The following is a 20,327-nucleotide window of genomic DNA, read 5'->3' as shown; positions in this document are numbered from 1 at the left end:
TATAGAAAGGGTATATAAGTAGTTGATTTATACTGTAGTACAACAACGCTAAAAATGTTAAAAACAAGGTTTCGAGGCGAAAGAAAAAAGAATAGGCACTAGGCCTTAGGTCATAGACACTAGGGGGAGTATGACGGAAAAGTGCGAGCCACACAGGCAGGTGCGAGTCGCACGGGTAGGAGCAAGTCGCACGGTCAGTGAGGAATGAACGAAGAATGAACGAGGAATGAACGAGGAATAGACGAAGAATGAACGAAGAATGAACGAAGAATGAACGAAGAATGAACGAAGATAAGGTGGAGATAAGGTGGAGATAAGACAAAGATAAGACAAAGACAAGAATGTTTGAGAAGAGAGGATTGCTTAATGAAAAATGGGGTTTTTGAGGGGATATGATGTGGTTATGATAAAAAAGTGAGGTAAAAAGTTTGTATATAAAAATAAAGTTGTATCTTTGCACCTTGAAAAATGAACAATTGATTACTAAACTTGTAGAAAATGAGAAAGTTAAAAGAATACGATATTTCTTTTGCAGGCTTAAAACAGGGGAGACATCAATTTGTTTATGAGATTGACAAAGCGTTTCTGCAACTGTTTAATTTTGACGAGGTGAATGATATTCATCAGCAAGTAATCGTTGATTTAGACAAGAAGAGCAACTTGTTGGAACTGCATTTTCACAACAGGGGTACTGTGAATGTGAATTGTGATGTTTCTAATGAGCCTTTTGACTTGGCAGTAGAAGGAACACTTTTTTTGGTGGTGAAGTTTGGTGAAGAGTATAATGATGACGATGAAGAAATCTTAATACTTCCTCACGGAGAATACCAACTGAATGTGGCACAATATATATATGAACTTATTGTGTTGTCAATCCCTGCTAAGCGTGTACACCCTGATGTTTTGAATGGGACGATGCACTCGGCGGTATTAGATAAATTGGAAGCACTTGCTCCAAGAGAGCACCACAATACGGTGACTATAGACCCGCGTTGGGAAAGTTTAAAGAATTTAATAACAGATAAATAATATAAAGAATTAAGTAATGGCACATCCTAAGAGACGACAATCAAAAACAAGAAGAGATAAGAGAAGAACCCACGACGTAGCGGTAGTTCCTCAAATAGCAAAAGATCCAACAACTGGTGAAAACCATTTGTATCACCGCGCACACTGGCACGAAGGTAAATTGTACTACCGTGGACAGGTGCTTGTGGATAGTACAGAAGAAGCAAAATAGCTTTGCTTCATTTGATTTTATAAGATTATAAAAAAAGAGAACAATATTAATATTGTTCTCTTTTTTTGCTTTGTGAGGGCGATTTGCAAATCGCCCCTACAATATAACTAAAGGAAATAGATTATCAAGATAGTCTACTTTGACAAAGGTCGTTGCATAACCGTAGCACGACAAGCGATTAAAATTTTGGCAAAGTAAATACTGATTGTAAAATGATTGTACTGTGAATTAGCTTTTTGGGGTGTCTTCTTGAGGGTCTTCTTCTAAGAAACCTTTGGCTAATAGAAGGTTGTACCATTGGATTATTTTCTTAATATCGCTGGCATACACACGGTCGCGGTCGTAATTAGGGAGTACTTGAGAGAAATACTCTTCGAGAGTAGCTCCATCGGATTTTGGAGAGATACGCGCTTCTTTTCCTTCTTCAAAGTTCTTCATATTAGTAAAAACTTCGGTGAGAGGCACTTCTTTTTCGAGTGTATAAATTGCGATTTCAGATAATAGGCTCACGTTGTTGCGAATGCCTACTGATATACGCTTACCATCGGCTAACGAAGTGGCTAAGAAACCAGAGCGTGTTTGAGTTTCTAAGTGATATAAACCAGGTTTGCCAGAAATGGCTAATACTTTTGTTAGATTCATTGTATTTATTTAAGAGTTAAAAAGTTAAGAGTTAAAAGTTATGAGTGTTACTAATTATAACTGTAAGTTAGTGTACTATCTTTTGTTTTTGGCATCAAAGAATTTCATTCGGTAGTCTACCTTTACCTTTCCTTTACTGATATTAGCCAGCTTACTTTTGATGAGTTGGCGTTTAAAAGAAGAGAGTTTATCGGTGAACAGAATGCCTTCGATATGGTCGTATTCGTGCTGAATGATACGAGCCGCGAGTCCGCCAATGGTAAGTGTTTGCTTATTAAAGTCTTCATCGAAGTATTCAATGGTGATTTGCTTGTGCCTGCTAACGTCTTCTCGTACGCCAGGAATACTGAGGCACCCTTCGTTGAAGTTCCAAGTATCGCCTGTTTCTTCTACTATTTTGGCATTGATAAAAGTTTTTTTGAAGCCTTTTAAGAAAGTTTGTTCTTCTTCTGAAAGCTCATCGTCATCGGCGAAAGGAGAGGCATCTACTACGAACAAGCGTATAGAGAGCCCTACCTGAGGAGCAGCGAGCCCTACGCCATAAGCGGCATTCATAGTGTCGTACATATTAGCAATCAGTGTTTTGAGTTGAGGATAATCGGGGGGGATTTCAGTTCCTACCTTTCTGAGCACTGGGTCGCCATAAGCAATAATAGGTAAAACCATTGTGTTTTAATTTGTTTATCGGGCGCAAAGGTAAGAATAATTTGGAAATTAGCAAATGAGCAAATGAGAGAATGAGAAAATGAGGAAATGAGAAAATGAGGAAATGAGAAAATGTGGAAATGAGGAAATGAGAAAATGTGGAAATGAGAAAATGTGGAAATGAGAAAATGTGGAAATGTGGAAATGAGGAAATGAGAAAATGTGGAAATGAGAAAAGTTTGTTGTATCTTTGCACCAGAAAGAAAAGCTACACAGTTATACCGTGTAGTGTTTTTCCTTTTTTAGGGAAGAATGGAGGAAAAAACTCTTAATAAAACGCCTTTTTATTTAACAGAATACAAAATGCACAACGAGAGAGTGTAAAAGACGCTATCTGTTGATTTGCAGTATGTTTAATGTGTAAAAAGGTAATTTGTATTGTGTAGCACTATGTTAAATAATGTTAAATATTTGTGTAGTGTATATTATATAAAATAAATATCTTACTTTTGCGTTTGAAGAGAGAGGTGTAACTATTATACAAAAAGATGTATGAGACACCTTTATATATTATAAGATTTCAAGCAACAATATTAATAATTTCACTATTGCTATACTGCAATAGCATAAATACAAACATAACTTCCATATGAAAAAGTTATTACTATTACAATGTTTCTTTTGGGCGACTCTCTCAGTTGCCTTTGGGCAGAATTATATTCCTTTTAGTGTTCGTTACCAAGGTACCGTAAAAGGGGATATGATTGTGGTTGGGAATACTATTCTTAGTCCACAGGGCAATCAAGACTATACAGGTACGCACAGTGATAATTCAGGCATTGATATGAAGTATATCAATGTGGAGCCTGAGTCGGGGGTGTTTAACTCGAGTTCGGCAACTGTGCTTGACCCTAATCCTGCCTCTACCTGTAAAAAGGTAGTGAGGGCGTACCTCTATTGGGCAGCTGCTTATACTCAGGAACGAATTGATAACCAAACGAGTCCTAGCTTAGAGAGAAGTAAGTTTAAGAATGTAAAATTTAAAGTAGGTTCGGCGGCTTATCGTGATTTGGTAGGAGAACTTGTATATGACGGTAATGATATAGTGAGTACTGGAGGTGGTAATTATAATGGGCAACGTGCCTATGTGTATCGTGCCGAGGTGACCAATTACCTCAATGGTACTATTGCTAATACCTATACCGTAGGAAATATACAAGCACCTAAAGGTAATGAGAAAACAGGTGTAGGTTATGCTGCTGGATGGACACTTGTAATAGTATATGAGGACTTGACTCGTGAAGCCCGTAATATTACGGTATTCGACGGTTTTTCAGTAGTAAACGAAAATAATAATCCTACTATTAATATTTCAGGGTTTAAAACTGTGCCTACTGGTCCGGTGAGAGCTAAAGTGGGTTTTGCAGCTTTGGAAGGTGAATTAGGTATTTCTGGAGACCAGCTCACAATGAAAAAAAGAAATACTTGGGGATATGAGGCACTATCAGCTCCTGGTCGTCCTGCTAATAACTTCTTTAATAGTACTCTTACTAATGAAAACGGTATTAATCCTCATCGTAGACCGGCTTCAAAAAACCTATTAGGGTTTGATGCTGGTGTTTTTGAGTTGGCTAATAGTGGCAAAACTTTTTTAGATAATAACGATACTTCTACTTCTTTTAGACCCTATTCGGACCAAGATGCTTACTATCCTTTTATGTTTGCTTTTAACGTGGAAGTGATAGCACCCCATATTGTAATGGAGAAACGCGTGCTCAGCAGTGCAGGTGCCGATATTACAGGGCAAAATGTGCAAATGGGTCAGTCGTTACGTTATAAAATACGTTTCCAAAATATAGGGAATGACGATGCTAAAGATGTACAGATTACTGATATACTTCCTGTAAACTTACAAGATTTTGATGCTACGACAGCAAATATTTCGATGCCATTAGGGGTAAGCTATACTTATATACCAGCCTCTCGTAAACTTACATTTAATATTCCTGAGAGCTTAGTGAAGAAAGGAACTACCGTACAGGAACTTTCTTTTGGTATAAAAGTAGTGAACGACTGTAACAAATGGCGTGATGCGTGTTCTAATGTAGTAGAAAATAGAGCCTCAGCAAGCTATAAAGGAGTGTCTAACCCATCGACACCCTTAACAGCAGGTAGCTTCAACACACAATTTACAGCTTGTAACGGTGGGGTAGAAGGACCGTCTAACTTTATTGTAGACCTTGATTTTACTAAATGTATGTTTAAAGCCACTACGGTATTGTGCGAGCGCACAGTTACCTTGGAGGCAGGAGCTAACTTTGACTCTTACAAATGGGAAAAAGTAGGCGGAGGTACTATAGGAGGTAATTCACGCACCTTAGTAGTGAGTGAACCAGGTGTGTATAAAGTAACGAAGAGTAAAGCAGGTTGTGCTACAATGTACGAAGAGCACACTGTGAACCCTAATGCTTATGCAAATGCAGTACACCCTATTAAAGATTTGCTTTCGAAAGGGAAACTAAATGGTGAGGTGTACATCTGTGCAGATACAGGGGGTACTGAGTATCCACAAGTGTATTTGTGCGGGGGTAGTACTACAGTGCCTGTAAGTCTTAGAATTACGGGTGCTACTGCTTATCAGTGGCAAAAATTGGGCTCTTGTGGAGCTTTACCACCTACCCTAAGCAAAGAGTGTCCACCTTCTAACGACAACTATAACTGTAACTGGACAGATATAGGAAGTAGTGGAGACATTACTTTGCGAGATGAAGGAGTATACCGTTTGGTAGTTACTTATGGCAACTGTGTGTCGCCTTATTACTATTTCCGTATTACCAAAAACAATGTAGACCCACAATTGGTAGGTCGAGACCTTATTTGTAATAAAAACGGTAGTATTACTGTGAATGGGGTGCCAGCAGGATATGAATACGGTTTGAAGAAAACAGGTTCTACTGGCTGGGTGAAACCCTATCAAAGCAGTAATGTATTTGATATAGTAACTCCAGACAACTATACCGTGTACGTACGCCAAGTACTTACTACTACCATTACTACACAGCCTTGTATTTTTGAGAAATCAATACAAATAAACAAACGAACTCCTGCGATGACTGCCAGCGTTACACCTATGGCTTGCAGTACCAGCAAGGGAGGTATACGCGTACAACTTAGCGGTAACCCTTATCCACCTTTTACTTATACTATTCGCAATAACAACGCTACAGGTGGAGTGGCTTATACTACGGTTACCAATACTACCGACTTAAATATTACTAACCAGTTTACTGCTGGTAATTACTACATAGAGGTAACGAGCCCAGATGGTTGTAAATTTACAACCAGTGTGCGTATTGATAAAGTGCCAGACCTTAAAGCTACGGCTTCGGTATTGCGACACTTGAGCTGTGGCAGTGCTATAGTGCGTGTAACTGCTGAGGGAGGAAAGACTAACAGACCTAATGGCTATGGTTATAGTAACGATGGAGGAGCTTCCTACCAAAATAACTTCGCAAATAGTTATTACGACTTTACCTTTACTACTGCAGGGGTGAAAAACTTTAAGGTGATAGACGACAACGGCTGTATTGCTGAAGCTTCGGCTACTGTAAATACCTTGCCTACACCTGCTATCACAGCCAACTATACCGTACAAAACTGTGGTGATAGAGCAAAGATAACTATTAATGAACCTACTAACGCTTCCAGCTATAACGTATTACAATACAGTATAGACGGAGTGAACTTCCAATCAGGGCGAGACTTCCCGAACTTACAAACGGGAAGAAGCTATACTCCTGTATTACGCTATGGTAACGGAGGAGCAGGAGCTTTATGTACAGTTACAGGTGCCACTATTACTATTCCTACTTTTGTGGGAGGTAACCTTATTGCTTCAGCAGGGGTAGAAGAATTGGTAGGTTGTGACACAGGAGTTAATGCCGGTAAAGCCCTCGTTCGTTTCTCGAACGTACAAGGTGGGCAAAAACCTTATGAATTTAACTTTGGTGATGGTAACTGGACTACCGATATGAAAAAATGGATGTTACCAGGCACCTATAATATGGCAGTACGCGATGCGATAGGTTGTACTCGTGAAAACATAAAGGTAACTGTAGCCCCAAGAATTCCGGAACCAACCTTTACTCCTTCGCAAATTACTTACGACTGCCAAGGACGCGGTTCTCTTACGATTACTAATAACAAAAATGATTACAAATATAAATATTACGTAGACGGTCAGCCTACAACCGATAATAACTTTAAGAATCTTGCACCAGGCGTACATACTATTACTATTGAGTATGCCGATACGAATCCTCTTACCAAAAACGTACTCTTTTTTGAGGACTTCGGTACAGGGCGCAATGGTGGTAATGAATATATTAACAAGAAATACTATCTTGAATTGCAAGATGGTTCAATGCCTAGAAACGGTTATGGGCAACCTTGGCCTAGTGGTATAAACTATGAAGGCCCATACGTTGCTGATGGTGAATACGTAGTATCACAAAGGCTAAATCCTAATAATCCTGCTTGGATGCAACCTAATGACCACACAGGATTGGCTAATGGACGTATGCTCTTTGTAAATATTGGTAAAATCTTAGGACAAGAGGGGGCAATACTTTATCAGAGACCCATAGAGGATTTGATTCCAGGTAAAGAGGTTATTTTCTCAATAGCTTTGATGAATATGTTGAGATTTAATGACCCTCGTTATCCTGTGGGAGCTCCGGATATTGCGATAGAACTTTATACTGACCAAGCAGCTATAGATGCCCGAACACCTTTGGATAGCTATCGCATTACACCACCTATTAGAGGAGCTCGTGATGCAGATGATTGGACAGTAAAGCCAAGACCATTAAACCCAGGAAATCATACTAAACTTATAGCAGTTGTACGTTCTTATAGTTTGATAGAAAGCGGTAATGACTTGGTTGTAGACGATATCTATCTTTACCAAGAGCCAAAGGCTTGTGGCTTTACCTATACTACTACTGTAACGATTGCTAACGACAAGGCTTTCGACGTAGACCCTGCTACCGAAAAGATTACGCAACCTAAATGTAATGGAGAGCAAGGTAGTTACCAAATAGGCTTGAAAAATGCACCTTCTACCTATTACGTACAAAAAGATGGAACAGGTAGTTTTGTAGCTACCACAGGTAATCCTTTCAGATGGGATAACATACCTGCGGGTGCTCATACCGTGAAAATACGTGCAGAACAAAATAATCCTAATTGTGAGGCAACACGTGCTTTCAATATTGCTAACCCTGTAGCTATTACTGTTTCAGTACCTAACAATGTATTGATAGGTTGTAACCCATCACGTGTAGAGGTAACTGTTACTGCCAATGGTGGTAGTGCTCCTTATAGTTATGAACTATATAGAGGAGCTACAAGAATAACGGGCTCTAACAATCCTAAGTTTGTAATTACACAAGCAGGTACTTACAGGGTGGTAGTGAAAGATACTAATAACTGTACTAAAGACGCTACCTTCAATGTGGTGAGTCCGAATACTATTAGTTTGAGAGGTACTTCGGGTACAGCTAACGACTTCTGTACAGCTACTACTTCACAAGCAAAAGTGGAAGTAGAAGTGACAGTAGCAGGAGGAGGAAATAATGCACCTTATACATTCCAACTCAACGGAGTGACTAAGGCGACTCAAAATGGTACTAAATATACATTCACAGGTTTAGGAGTGGGTAACCATACTTTCACTGTTATAGATAAATATGGTTGTACCGCTACTTATAGTAAGGCTTTAACAACTCCTATAGTGATAGATGGCTCAGGAGCACAAGTAGCCAAGGATATTGCCTGTGGAAGAAATGAAAATGAACGCAAGGGAAGAATTACCTTGAAAGTAAAAGGAGGTACAACGCCTTATACTTATACTGTAGAAAAAGTAGGTGGAGGCATCGTAGTAGGAAAAACTGCTGTGCCAGCTAATAATACCGTAGTATATGAAACTGCTCAGGTAGGTACTTATAAGATAGTAGTACTTGACAGCAATAATTGTAGGGTAGAATCTTCGGCTACACTTAGAGCACCAGCAGCTGTAACTGCTAATGTAACCTCTACTGACGTATTGTGTAAGGGTACTAATAATGGTTCTATATCTGTAGTTGTAACAGGAGGTAAAGCACCATTTACTTTCTACGTAAATGGTAGTAACCTAGGAGGAGGTACTTCAAAAGAATTTAGGAACTTGCGACCAGGTTCTTATACTATAAAAGTAGTAGATGCAAATAACTGTACGTATGAGACAACACGAAATATCAGTGATGCGCCCTCTGAACTTAAAGGATTTGTAGGTGTAGCAGAGCTTATAGGTTGTGGTAAAACAGGACCTACAGCAGGTAAAGCAAAGATTAAGTTTACTAACGTATCGGGTGGTCAGCTTCCATATTCGTATAAATATGATGGTAACTATACTTCTTCATCAGAAGGTTGGTTGCCAGCGGGTAGACATACCGTTTATATAAAAGATGCGAGAGGTTGTGAATTGCCATTGCAAGTAACCGTAGACCCCGTTATTCCAGAACCAGCAGGATTTACCTATACAGCTACTGACTTTGATTGTAACGGTAAAGCTACTGTACAGTTTAGGACTTCATCACCTACCTCTTACGACTATGAGTATGAAGTAAATGGTAAAAAGGCAAAAGGTAGAATTGCCAATATTACAGGCTTAGCACCGGGAACTTATACCGTAACGGTACGTTATAGAGATTTGAACCAATCGCCAAGTAATGCTATTATAAAAGAAGACTTTGGTGTTGGTGGAGATGTATGTATTCCTAATATATCACCCTTCTTGACCTGTGCTCAATTTATTACCTTCCCAGCAGGTCCAGGACACTATGTAGTGGGTAATAAGAACTCTCGATTTATATCAATAGGGGACGTAGACCGTGCGGGTGTATCAGGTATATGGACACATCCTAATCCACGTTCAGGAAATCCGAAAGATCGTTTCTTGATAGTGGATATAGGAAATGTAAGAAACCAAGACGTATTGTATTGGAAAGATGTAAATGATGTAGACCCTCATAGGAAAGTACAATATGAGATGTACTTGTTCAACTTGTTTAAACCTCATAAAGGAGCTCAAGAACCAGACGTACAAATACGCTTGGTGAACAAGGCTAATAATCAAGTGTTAGACTTTAAGAATTCAGGTAAATTAGCACACCACAACGATCCTAATAACTGGGTGAAATTTGAAGGAGAGTTAGATCCTAAAGGAGCTACTTCTATAAGAGTAGAAATACGTACTAATAGCTGGGCTGATTGGGGCTGTGACTTTTTGGTAGATGATATATTTGTATACCAAAGACCAGATGTGTGCTGGCAAGAAATGACTAAGGTTATTACCATACCAGGTGATAGAGAATTTAAAGCAGAAATGACTGCTAAGACAGATGTAACTTGTTATGGAACGGGAACAGCAAAAGTAACCTTTAAGGTACAAAACATAGGTGCTGGTAATTATAATGTAGTAGTAGATGGAGGAGCTCCTATTTTCTCAAACCAAACAGCGGGTACTATAGTAATTCCTAATCTATCAGTAGGTAATCACACCATAGAATTTAACCACAGTGGCAACTGTAAAGTAACTCGTACAGTTACTATCACACAACCTACTCAGCTTACTCTTAGTGCTACTATTACTGAACCTGCAATGTGTTCTAACGGACAACAAGCACGTGTAACCCTTGTAGCAAATGGAGGGGTACCACCTTATCGTTATCAGTATACAGTAGGAGGTGGAGCAGGTAGGACACAAACTACACCTATTTTTAGCAATATACCTGCAGGAAGTGTAAACTTTAAGGTAATAGATAAAAATGGTTGTGAGGCTACTTTAGCAAGCAACTTGAATATACCTACCCCACAAACTGTAAACTTTACTCTTTCGGCTACTGATTGCTACGAAGGAGGCAATACAGGTGAGGTAACCGTGAAAATAAATGCGGGTAATGGTGGTTATAAAGTGAAATTGAACAACGGTACTCCTGTAACTTTAGCAGCAGGGGTAACTAATCATACCTTCACTGGTCTTACTCAAGGAAGCTATAGAGTGACCGTTACTGACCAATACGGTTGTAGTGCAGTACAGAATATTGTTATTCGTCCTACCTTGAACACCAGTGTGAAGGTAACTAACGAAAGTTGTGTGCCAGGTAAGATAGAAGTAACTGCAACAGGAGGAGATGGTAATTATACCTATGCTTTTGCAAAAGGTTCAGTAACTACTGTTACAGCAGGAACTTTTGGAACTACCAATACTTACAATGTGCCTACTATCACAGGTTCAGTACAGACTTATACTGTATTTGTGAAGTCTGATCGTTGTGTGAAACGTCACGAAGTAGGGGTACGCAAAGTACCAGCTGTTACCTTCGATACTGAAACGATAACACCTACTTGTCAGGGTTCAGGTAACGGTAAGATAGTAGTGAAGCATATTACCGGTGATGCTAACTTTACCGTACGTTACGGTAATGCAGGTACTCCAGTAATCGCTACTTTCACAGGTATTGCAACTAATACTTATACAATTGACAACTTGGTAGCAGGAGCTTACTCTATTACTGTAACCGACCGTTACGGTTGTAGTACAAGTAAAAATGTTACCTTACAAGATATGCCAGCGCTTACTGCTAGCATTACGGTACCATCTAGCCCAGGAGATTGTATTACTGCAGGTCAAGCAGTATCACTTACCCTTACAATGTCTAACGAGGCGTGGAATGCTTATAGAGCAGGAGGTAACCAAATATATTATAACTATAATGGAGGTACTTGGCATCCAATGCCAACCAACCCATATACTTCAGCACCTATATCAGGGGTGACTGAGCCGGGTAAAACAGTACGGGTGCGTTTTGCTACTCGTCCAGCATTAGGAGGTTCCGATATTTGTAGTACAAGTGCAATAGATTATGTAGTGCCACGTCCGTTAGGAACAGTGAGTGTAACTACTGATATAGGAGATTTCCGCTTAGGTTGTATCACAGCAGGTAAGACTTACTTTACTGCTACAGTAACTGTGAGTACAGGTAATCCTCCTTTCCGATATAATGTAAATGGAGGAGCTTGGTCAGCACCTACTCCATCAGGCACCTATGTATTTACTAACTTGATAGTAGGTAGGACTTATACTTTTGGAGTGATAGATGCAAATAATTGTGAAACTGAATTTACTGGTGATATTTATGCTAATGTAGCTACACCGGCAATGACAGTGATTGTTTCGCCACAACCTGCTTGTCACGGAGGTCAAGGACAAGCTACCTTTAGAATCCACCGTGAGTCACAATACACAGGAGGTTCTCCAGCGGGTGCACCACTTACTTGGGTATTATATGAAAAAACACCAGGAGCAGGTTTAGGCAATCCAATTGTGAATGGTACTGCTGTAATGCCAGCACCAGGTAATGATGCTACGAACGTTACCCCAGCAGGACCTCATAGCTTAGCACCTAACAAGACTTACTATGTGGTAGTAACAGAAGGTACTTGTGTATGGGGTAGTCGTGATGCTCATATTAGAGAGTTAGGTACTCTTACTGCTACCGTATCAGCAAGTACGCAAATTACTTGTGATAAGAACGGTGTATTAGAGGTGTTGAATCCATCAGGAGGTGGAGGTACTTATACATATAAAGTAACTCCTGTAACTCCAGGTGTAAGCTTTACGGTGCCAATAGCAACAGGAAACTCAAGAGTACAGATTATTAAGGATAATATAGCAACTCCACCAATGCCTGTTAACCCAGCTTTACCATATTCGTTCGCTGTGAAGTTAACAATGGAAGACCAATTTGGTTGTAGTGCAGATCTCGGTACTCATACCCTTACAGTACAGCCAGCACCTAAGATTAATAAAGTTAAACTAATGGGTTGTGTGAATGGTTCTATCAGTTTGACTATTGAACCACAAGCGAAAGCACCAGCAGGCTCTGGTACTTCGGCTACAGGAGCAGAACTCAACGGTTATGAATACTCAATAGATGGTGGTTTGGATTACCAAGCAAGTCCTACTTTTGGCAACTTGGTAGCAGGTGCTTACGACTTGCAAATCCGCGATAAGGCGACAGGCTGTATAGCAACACTTACCTATACCGTTACTGCCAACTTAGAAGCTGAAGCATCACTTACTAAAGCCCTAGGTTGTGGTGCGACAGGAAATGCTGAAATTACTATAAAAGTAGACAGAGGAACCGGTAACTACACTTATGCTATTACAGGTCCTGCAGGTTATACAGTACCTTCTACAGCTATCCCACAAGTGAGTGGTAAATATGAGGCTAAGGTAAATAATATCACTACAGCAGGTGTTTATACCGTAACAGTAACTGATGTTAATGCCTCAGCAGGTTGCAACACCTTTACTAAGACTATAACTGTGTTGCCAGCAGAGTTACCACAAATAGAAACTGCAGTGAAATCAGTAACTTGTAGTGGAGGTAATGATGGTGAGATTTACATCACTGAGAAGAACGCTACTATAGGAACATTTAACTATACGAATGTACCTATTGTAGGTCCTGCTGGTTCTACACCTCTTTGGACAGCTGCTACAAGAACTTACAGTAATTTGAAAGCAGGCGTGTACACAATTACAGTAGACGCTAATGGCTGTCAAGCAGTTTATACAGTAACAGTTGCAGAACCTAAACCAGTAACTATTAGCAGTACACAAATTGTGACACAACAGTTTGCTTGTACAGCGAGTGGTACAGCACAGCAAGCTACTATTAGTGTACCTAATGGAGCTATCAGTGGAGGTACCCCACCATATACAGTAGAATTTGTATATACAAGCCCTGCAGGTACTATCACTAGTACAGGCAATACTTTCACGGTGGGAGACATTCGCGGTGGAATAGTAACCATTACGGCTACTGATATGAATGGTTGTGCTACTACTACTACCCAAATGATTAAACCTTTTGAGGCATTAGACCCAGAACAAGTGAGTGTAACCGTACAAGGAACACCAACTTGTAACGCTCCAATACAAGTGAAAGTGGATATAGTAGCTGCACCAGGTATGCCTCCACTTACACAAAGTGAATTGCGTTACTATATGGGAGTTAATCAGCCTACTGTACCACCAAGTGCAGGAGCACCTTGGACAACAAATAATGTGTTCTCTGTAAATCCTAAGCAAACTTATACGTTCTGGATAGGTCACGCAGGTACAGATTGTGTAGTGAAAGCATTGTATGTAGCACCAGATCCAAATACGTTCCGCATTGTGAATCCACAAATCAAGAACGTTACTTGTAAAGGCAATAACGATGGTATAGCTACCTTCACATTGAGTAATACAGTAAGCACACATAACTATACTGTGAACTTAATAGCTTCAGGAGGAGTAACACCACCTACAGTACCAGCTGTATCAGGAGCTAATCCTACCTTTACAATTACAGGTTTGAAATCAGCTACTTATACAATGACGGTAACAAGTAGTGGTACAGGTTGCGTACAAACTTATACCTTTAATATATCAGAAGCTGACGTTGCTCTTACAGCAAGTATTAGTGTTCAGTCTATCACTTGTTTAAGTGCACCAAATTATGATAATGGTGAAATAGAGATTACCAATGCTACAGGCGGTTGGGGTGGATATCAGTACTATGTAAGTACTACACCACCTACTCCAACAAGTGCTGTATGGTCAGACACTAATGTGTTTACAGGCTTAACAGCGGGCACTTACCACGTAGCTATACGCGATAGAGGAGGTTGTATGGTAACGCTTAGCTCGACAGTGGTACTTGCTAATCCTAATAACATTACAGGTACTCTATCTATTACAGCACAAAACTGTACACCTAACTCAGGAGAAATAACTGTAAAAAATGTAACAGGAGGTGAAGGACGCAACTATACTTTCCAACTCATTAGAGATGGTGTATTACAAGGAGCTACACAAACAAGTACTGTATTTACAGGCTTAGGAGCAGGCACTTACCAAGTAGCTATCAGTGATACTTGGGGTTGTACCGCTACCCTTACTCAATCGGTGACTTTGTATGACCCAATTGATAGTGCAAGTATAGGAGTAGTATTTATCAAGCAAATTACTTGTAATCCTGCAACAGGAGCTACTTTATCAGTAACTCACCAAGGAGGTTCAACAAACTTGCGTTATACTTTAACTAATAATGCTGGTGGTACTCCACAAGTAAATAATACAGGTGTATTTACAAATGTAGGTGCAGGTGTTTATAAAGTATCAATTGCTGACCTTACTACAGGTTGTGCTACCGTAACAGGTGCTGATATAGACGTAACAGACGCTATGCCTGTGAACTTTACTTATACCACTACGGCGGTAACTTGTCACGGTGCAAGCAACGGACGACTTGTGATTACCATACCAGGTACACAAATACAAACCGATTACCAAATTAATATTGCAGGAGCAGGAGGAACTCTCCGCAGTGAAACGGTGAACGTAACACCTAAAGATATTGAATTTGATGCAATGCCAGCAGGTGTATACACAGTAACGCTTACCTCTTCACGTAACTGTACTGCAACTCAGGTAATCACTATTGGTAAACCAGATGAATTGGTAGTAAGCAGTACAACGGTGACTACACACTTCAAATGTGACGCCAATAATAATGCACAACAAGCTATCATTCAAGCGACAGGTCGCGGTGGAACAGGTACTTATACTTTCAACTTTGAAGTGTTTGACGGTACCTCTACTACTACCTCAGGTTGGGTGAACCATACAGGAGTATACAGTGTAACTAGCAATGGTACTCACACTCAAACAGTAATAGTGTATATACGCGATGCGAACGGTTGTCAAGCTGATAACAGTGCGAACCCATTAGTAATACCGCCATTAAAACGCATTACTAGTATTGATGTGAACCGAACAAGCCAAATAAGCTGTAACGCTACCGAAAGTATTACCTTAACTATTAATGGAGGTAATAACAAAGGATATCGTATAGAAGTAACCTCTACCGGAGCTGGAGTGGCTATCCCAAGTACACAAACGCTTACCACAGGAGTGAACACAGCTAATATAGGCTTCAATACACCTGGGTACTATGAAATTAAAGTAATAGACCTTGAAACAGGTTGTTATGCTACTGCATCGCATACGGTTATAGATTTCAGCGATATAGAAGTAACTGCTGCACAAACTAAACCAGTATCGTGTGTAGGAGGCAATGATGGTGAGATTACCCTTACTGTAAAAGGTTATCAAGGTATTTATAACTATCAAGTGCTTGATGCGACTACCTTAGCTCCAACAGGAATAACAGGAACTGTACAAGCAAATGCGGCTACTGAGAGAAGAGAGGTAATTGCAGGTTTATCGGCAGGAACATATGTAATAAGAGTAGTGGAAACACAATCACCATACTGTACAGTAACCACTACATCGGTGATGGTATCAGCTCCTACACGAGCTTTGACAGTGAGTCCTACTATTACAAATCGCATCACTTGTGAACCTAATGATAATAAAGGTGCCTTCAGTATAGATGTAACAGGAGGTTGGGGTGATTATCAATACCGCTTGTTAGTGGGAGGAGCTCCTCACGCTACTTATGGTACCTATACCACCACTACCTTATTTGAAGGATTGACTGCCAATACCTATACGGTAGAAGTAACAGACCGAGGAGGTTGTTCAACTACTACTAATGTAGTAATGGCACCACCAGCACCTATTTCGGCAAGCATATCAGCAACTACTGTTTTGAATTGCTTCAACGATAGAACAGGAGTAATAACAGTGGTGAGCCCAACAGGAGGAAGTGGTAATTACGCTTACGAATTGTGGAATGTGGGAGGTGCACAAATAGGAGGTGCACAAACTAGCACTACTTTCACTAACCTATATGCAGGTTCATATAACGTGAAGATTATAGATGGTTGGGGTTGTGACGTTACTATTCCAGTAACTATCGATGAACCTCGTGAAATGAAGGTAACTGCCTCAATTGCTAAACCGCTTACTTGCTTGCAACAAGCTACTATTTCAATTACTGTAACAGGTGGTACTCCAGGTTATACTTACTATATGGTAGCCAACGGTACAACTACTACAACACTTACAGGAAATAGCACTCAAGCAGGAGTAGGAGAGTACGAGTTCTATGTGATAGATAGTCACGGTTGTCAATCGAAGTTGTCTAACAAGATAACGATAGAAGCATTACAACCATTACAATTACACGTAGATACTTCTGAGGCATATGTAAAATGTAATGGAGATAGTACAGCTAAGATTACTTTCTCAGCCACTGGTGCTTTGGGTAACTACCAATACAAATTGTATAAAGGAGGTGTAGCACAAACAGCTACTGCTACCCAAGAAAATGCTACTGATTGGGCATTTGGAGGTTTGTCTTCTGGTACTTACCAAGTGGAAGTAATTAGTGTAGACTGTGTACAAACAAGCACAGTTATAAAAATTGGGGAGGCAGGACCACTTTCAGTAGCTACTGCAAGTACTGATATTAGCTGTAATGGTGAAGCCGATGGTACTATTTCGGTAACCGTGACAGGAGGTACAGGAAGAATCCTCTACGCTATCAGTCCACGATTAGACCGATTTGTAGATAGTGGTTACTTCACTAAATTAGCAAGAGGTAACTATATTGTAAGAGCTCAAGATGAAAATGGTTGCTATACTGATACTACCTTTGAAATTAAAGAACCTACTTTATTAGAGGCTTCAATAGACAAGATAACCGATGAGGTATGTAAAGGTGGTAATGATGGTACAGTATCTATCACTATCAAAGGAGGAACTGCTTCTTACAGTACTTCAATAGATAATGTAACTTGGACAGTAGGCAAGACCCTCTATACGGGATTAGCTTCTGGTACTTACACTATCTACGTGAAAGACGCTCGAAGCTGTACTACCGAAGTACCGGTAACAATCAAGGAAGGAGTAGACTTACAAGCTACTGCTACCGTAGAGTACAGTTGTGGTAATAATACCGTAGTGAATACTATTGTAGCTTCTTCTAATTCAAAATATGCAGGATATGTATCATATAGCATAGATGGAGGAGCACCACAAGCTTCAGGACGCTTTATAGTAACACCAGGTACTCACACTGTTACCATAGCACATAATAACGGTTGTACACGTACTATAACGGTAGATGTAGAAGCTTATACAAATCTTACAGTATCGTCTACTAAAACTGATATGAGTTGTTATGGTGTGAATGATGGTACGATTACTTATGCAACCACAGGTGGTACAGGAAGCTATACATTTACTATCTCACCAGAGGCAGGAACTTTTGATGGAACTAATAAGTTTACTAACTTGCCAAAAGGACAGTATATTGTGAAGGTGAAAGACAATGTGATAGGCTGTGAAGTAGAACGCACCTTTACCATTGTAGAACCTGAACAGTTGGTAGCTCACGCAAGCACCGTAACAGAAACTTGCTACGGCACTAATGACGGAGCTCTAAGCTTCCGATTCACAGGAGGACGTGCACCATACAACTATACGTTGAAAGACCCATCAGGTAATGTGATAGGAACTTCAAGCAGTGTAGCAACAGGTACAGTAGTATCTAGAACAGGAATAGCACCAGGTAGATACCAATTAGAATATGGTGACTCTGGTATCTGTTCACAAACCTTAGAAATAACAGTAGCTGCTGCGCCAAGCATTAATGCTACTTTTGAAAAAGGCTTTAACTGTTCTACTGTTTCTACTACTTGGACGACAGGCTACTTGATGCTAACGTTCAACAATTTGGACGGTGCACTTACACGAAGCAATACAAGCTATGCTATCAATAGTACTGATGTGCGTGATGCGAGACCATTTGAATCGTTTGACGGTAATAGAGCTAAGACAGCACCTATTGACCCAGGAACGAACCAATATATAACTGTATTCTATCGCGGAGCAGGTGTAGCATCTACTTGTCAGGAAACTATTGCACAACGTTTTGATATAGAACGTTACCCAGGATTGGAATTGAAAGACAAGAGCGACCCACGTGAATTGAACCTTATAAAAGTAGAAGCAAGAGGAGGTAATCCTCCATACACTTACTACTTTAACGGAAGTTACGAAAATGGAAGCAATGAGTATACTCTTAAACCTACCGACCCAACTAGCCGTATAGTAAACGGAAGAGTATACAAAGTGGTAACCGCTACTGTACAAGATGCAAATGGTTGTGAAGCCGACTTGCGCATCGAGAAAGAGTTTATGAAGTCAGTACCACCTAACTTCTTTACACCGAATGATGATGGTAGCAACGATGGTTGGGATCCTGATAGATTCCGCAGTTATCCAAACTTGACTGTAGATATCTACGACCGCTACGGACGTTATATCACAACGTTGCGTTCAGGACAAAAATGGGACGGACGTTATGACGGTAAAGAATTACCAGCGGGTGACTACTGGTACATCTTGAAGACTCACGAAGACGGTGAAGATGCTCGAGAATATATGGGTCACTTCACATTGTATAGATAGTAAGTAATATCTATAATAAATAAAACCCCTGCGAAGTTTACTTCGCAGGGGTTTTTTATTAAAAGTAATAAATAGTTTAGATTCGTTCAGCAATCCAGCGAGATATGAACGCAGGTTTAGGAGCGCCTATTTTTTGTGCATACAGATAAGTTTCTACCAAGTTATGAGCATCGTCGATGTATTTACCTTTGCTTTTAAATCCTTGCATTTCGTCTCCCATAAAAGTTTCGGATAAGAAATTGATATCATATTCTTTAATAACAAACTCGCGATGGTTGCGCTCTGTCATCATATCGAGTGCCCACTGAGTGTATTTTACATTATTTACGTGTGAATTGACATCTAAATCGCTTACACGCACTTTAAAATCGTTGACCTGGTACATACCTTCGGGGAGATTGATACGGTCAGTATGGAAAGAGAGTCCGCCTTCGGTACGAGGAGAGAAGATTTCTTGGCGGTCAGTAAGCTCGATGGGGCGACGTGTTTGAATATCTAAGGTAATCCAAGTACTAGCACATTCACCTATTTTTTTGTCGTTGCAAAAAAGTTCGAATTCGCGAAAAGCATACACTCCTTTTACAGGGAGAGACCACGTTTTGACGGTGATACGTTCATTCCATTGAGGCCAATAGTGCATTTTTAGTTTTTGCTGTATGAGTGCCCAAAAGAATCCTTTTTTTACTAACTCTTCATAACCGAACCCTAAAAGTGAAGCGTGTTCGGCAGCGATATCTTGCAACATACCTAATACGCCATATAACCCGAGTTGATTGTTAAGGTTTACTTGTGTGCTACGCACTTTATAAGTTTCGGTGAAAATTGTTTTATCTTCCATAATATACTTTTTAATGATAATTTATTTTTGAATATGCAAAGATATAAAACTATTTTCTATTTACTTACTTTTTATGGGACAGAATAGAGCAAACGCACAAATTTTTCTTTAAAAAAGAAGTGTACTTGACGGTACAGAAATTGAAATAAAATAAGTGTGTGAGCCATACGAGCGAGAAAAAAAATTGAAAATGAGGAAATGAGGAAATGAGAGAATTAGCAAATGAGGAAATGCCAATAATGCTAGAAATACTGATAATTAACTTTGCCAAAGGTGCGAGCCGCACAGGCAGTGTGAGCCACACGGGCAAAAATTTTGGCAAAGTGTATACCCCTAAAAGTGACACAGATGAGCTTTCGGAAGGAAACGGAGAAGAACGGAAGAGGGTCGAGAGGAAATTTGATGAAAAAAGGCTATGAGAAGGG

7 protein-coding genes are annotated in these 20,327 nt (G+C 40.0%); 4 read left to right on the top strand and 3 right to left on the bottom strand.

Annotated elements, in window-relative coordinates:
- Positions 1–498 precede the first annotated feature (498 nt).
- Both HMPREF9078_RS00685 and rpmF read left to right on the top strand, forming a co-directional pair.
- Complete coding sequence (locus tag HMPREF9078_RS00685; RefSeq protein ID WP_009418786.1) at positions 499–1,029, top strand: DUF177 domain-containing protein; 531 nt, start codon at positions 499–501, stop codon at positions 1,027–1,029.
- A 16-nt stretch (positions 1,030–1,045) separates the two neighbouring features.
- A complete protein-coding gene (gene rpmF, locus HMPREF9078_RS00680; RefSeq protein ID WP_002673108.1) occupies positions 1,046–1,240 on the top strand; it encodes a 50S ribosomal protein L32 in 195 nt (64 codons plus the stop codon).
- A gap of 228 nt (positions 1,241–1,468) precedes the next feature.
- Here the strand turns inward: rpmF and HMPREF9078_RS00675 are convergent, their stop codons facing one another.
- On the bottom strand, positions 1,469–1,882 hold the full coding sequence (locus HMPREF9078_RS00675; RefSeq protein WP_009418785.1) for a DUF5606 domain-containing protein: 414 nt from the start codon (positions 1,880–1,882) through the stop codon (positions 1,469–1,471).
- A 75-nt stretch (positions 1,883–1,957) separates the two neighbouring features.
- Positions 1,958–2,548, bottom strand: coding sequence for a peptide deformylase (gene def / locus HMPREF9078_RS00670; protein WP_009417946.1), 591 nt, complete (start codon positions 2,546–2,548; stop codon positions 1,958–1,960).
- A gap of 628 nt (positions 2,549–3,176) precedes the next feature.
- Between def and HMPREF9078_RS00665 the strand changes: the two genes are divergently transcribed.
- A complete protein-coding gene (locus tag HMPREF9078_RS00665) occupies positions 3,177–19,064 on the top strand; it encodes a T9SS type B sorting domain-containing protein (RefSeq protein WP_009418783.1) in 15,888 nt (5,295 codons plus the stop codon).
- A 76-nt stretch (positions 19,065–19,140) separates the two neighbouring features.
- On the opposite strand, the gene HMPREF9078_RS00660 is transcribed toward HMPREF9078_RS00665, so the two are convergent.
- A complete protein-coding gene (locus tag HMPREF9078_RS00660) occupies positions 19,141–19,902 on the bottom strand; it encodes an acyl-[acyl-carrier-protein] thioesterase (protein ID WP_009418782.1) in 762 nt (253 codons plus the stop codon).
- Between the two features lie 230 nt (positions 19,903–20,132).
- Here HMPREF9078_RS00660 and HMPREF9078_RS12055 point away from each other — a divergent pair, with 230 nt between their 5' ends.
- Complete coding sequence (locus HMPREF9078_RS12055; protein ID WP_034542456.1) at positions 20,133–20,321, top strand: hypothetical protein; 189 nt, start codon at positions 20,133–20,135, stop codon at positions 20,319–20,321.
- Positions 20,322–20,327: the final 6 nt, after the last annotated feature.

It is taken from the genome of Capnocytophaga sp. oral taxon 380 str. F0488 (genome assembly GCF_000318255.2).
GTDB classification, from domain to species: Bacteria; Bacteroidota; Bacteroidia; order Flavobacteriales; family Flavobacteriaceae; genus Capnocytophaga; species Capnocytophaga ochracea.
The sequence above is the reverse complement of the archived record's forward strand: the minus strand, read 5'-3'. Positions and strand labels throughout refer to the sequence as shown.

What these genes read in the sequence shown, in the direction of transcription:
- HMPREF9078_RS00685 (WP_009418786.1), top strand. Translation starts at nt 499, where the DNA reads ATGAGAAAGTTAAAAGAATACGATATTTCTTTTGCAGGCTTAAAACAG.
- rpmF (WP_002673108.1), top strand. Translation starts at nt 1,046, where the DNA reads ATGGCACATCCTAAGAGACGACAATCAAAAACAAGAAGAGATAAGAGA.
- HMPREF9078_RS00675 (WP_009418785.1), bottom strand. Translation starts at nt 1,882, where the DNA reads ATGAATCTAACAAAAGTATTAGCCATTTCTGGCAAACCTGGTTTATAT.
- def (WP_009417946.1), bottom strand. Translation starts at nt 2,548, where the DNA reads ATGGTTTTACCTATTATTGCTTATGGCGACCCAGTGCTCAGAAAGGTA.
- HMPREF9078_RS00665 (WP_009418783.1), top strand. Translation starts at nt 3,177, where the DNA reads ATGAAAAAGTTATTACTATTACAATGTTTCTTTTGGGCGACTCTCTCA.
- HMPREF9078_RS00660 (WP_009418782.1), bottom strand. Translation starts at nt 19,902, where the DNA reads ATGGAAGATAAAACAATTTTCACCGAAACTTATAAAGTGCGTAGCACA.
- HMPREF9078_RS12055 (WP_034542456.1), top strand. Translation starts at nt 20,133, where the DNA reads ATGCCAATAATGCTAGAAATACTGATAATTAACTTTGCCAAAGGTGCG.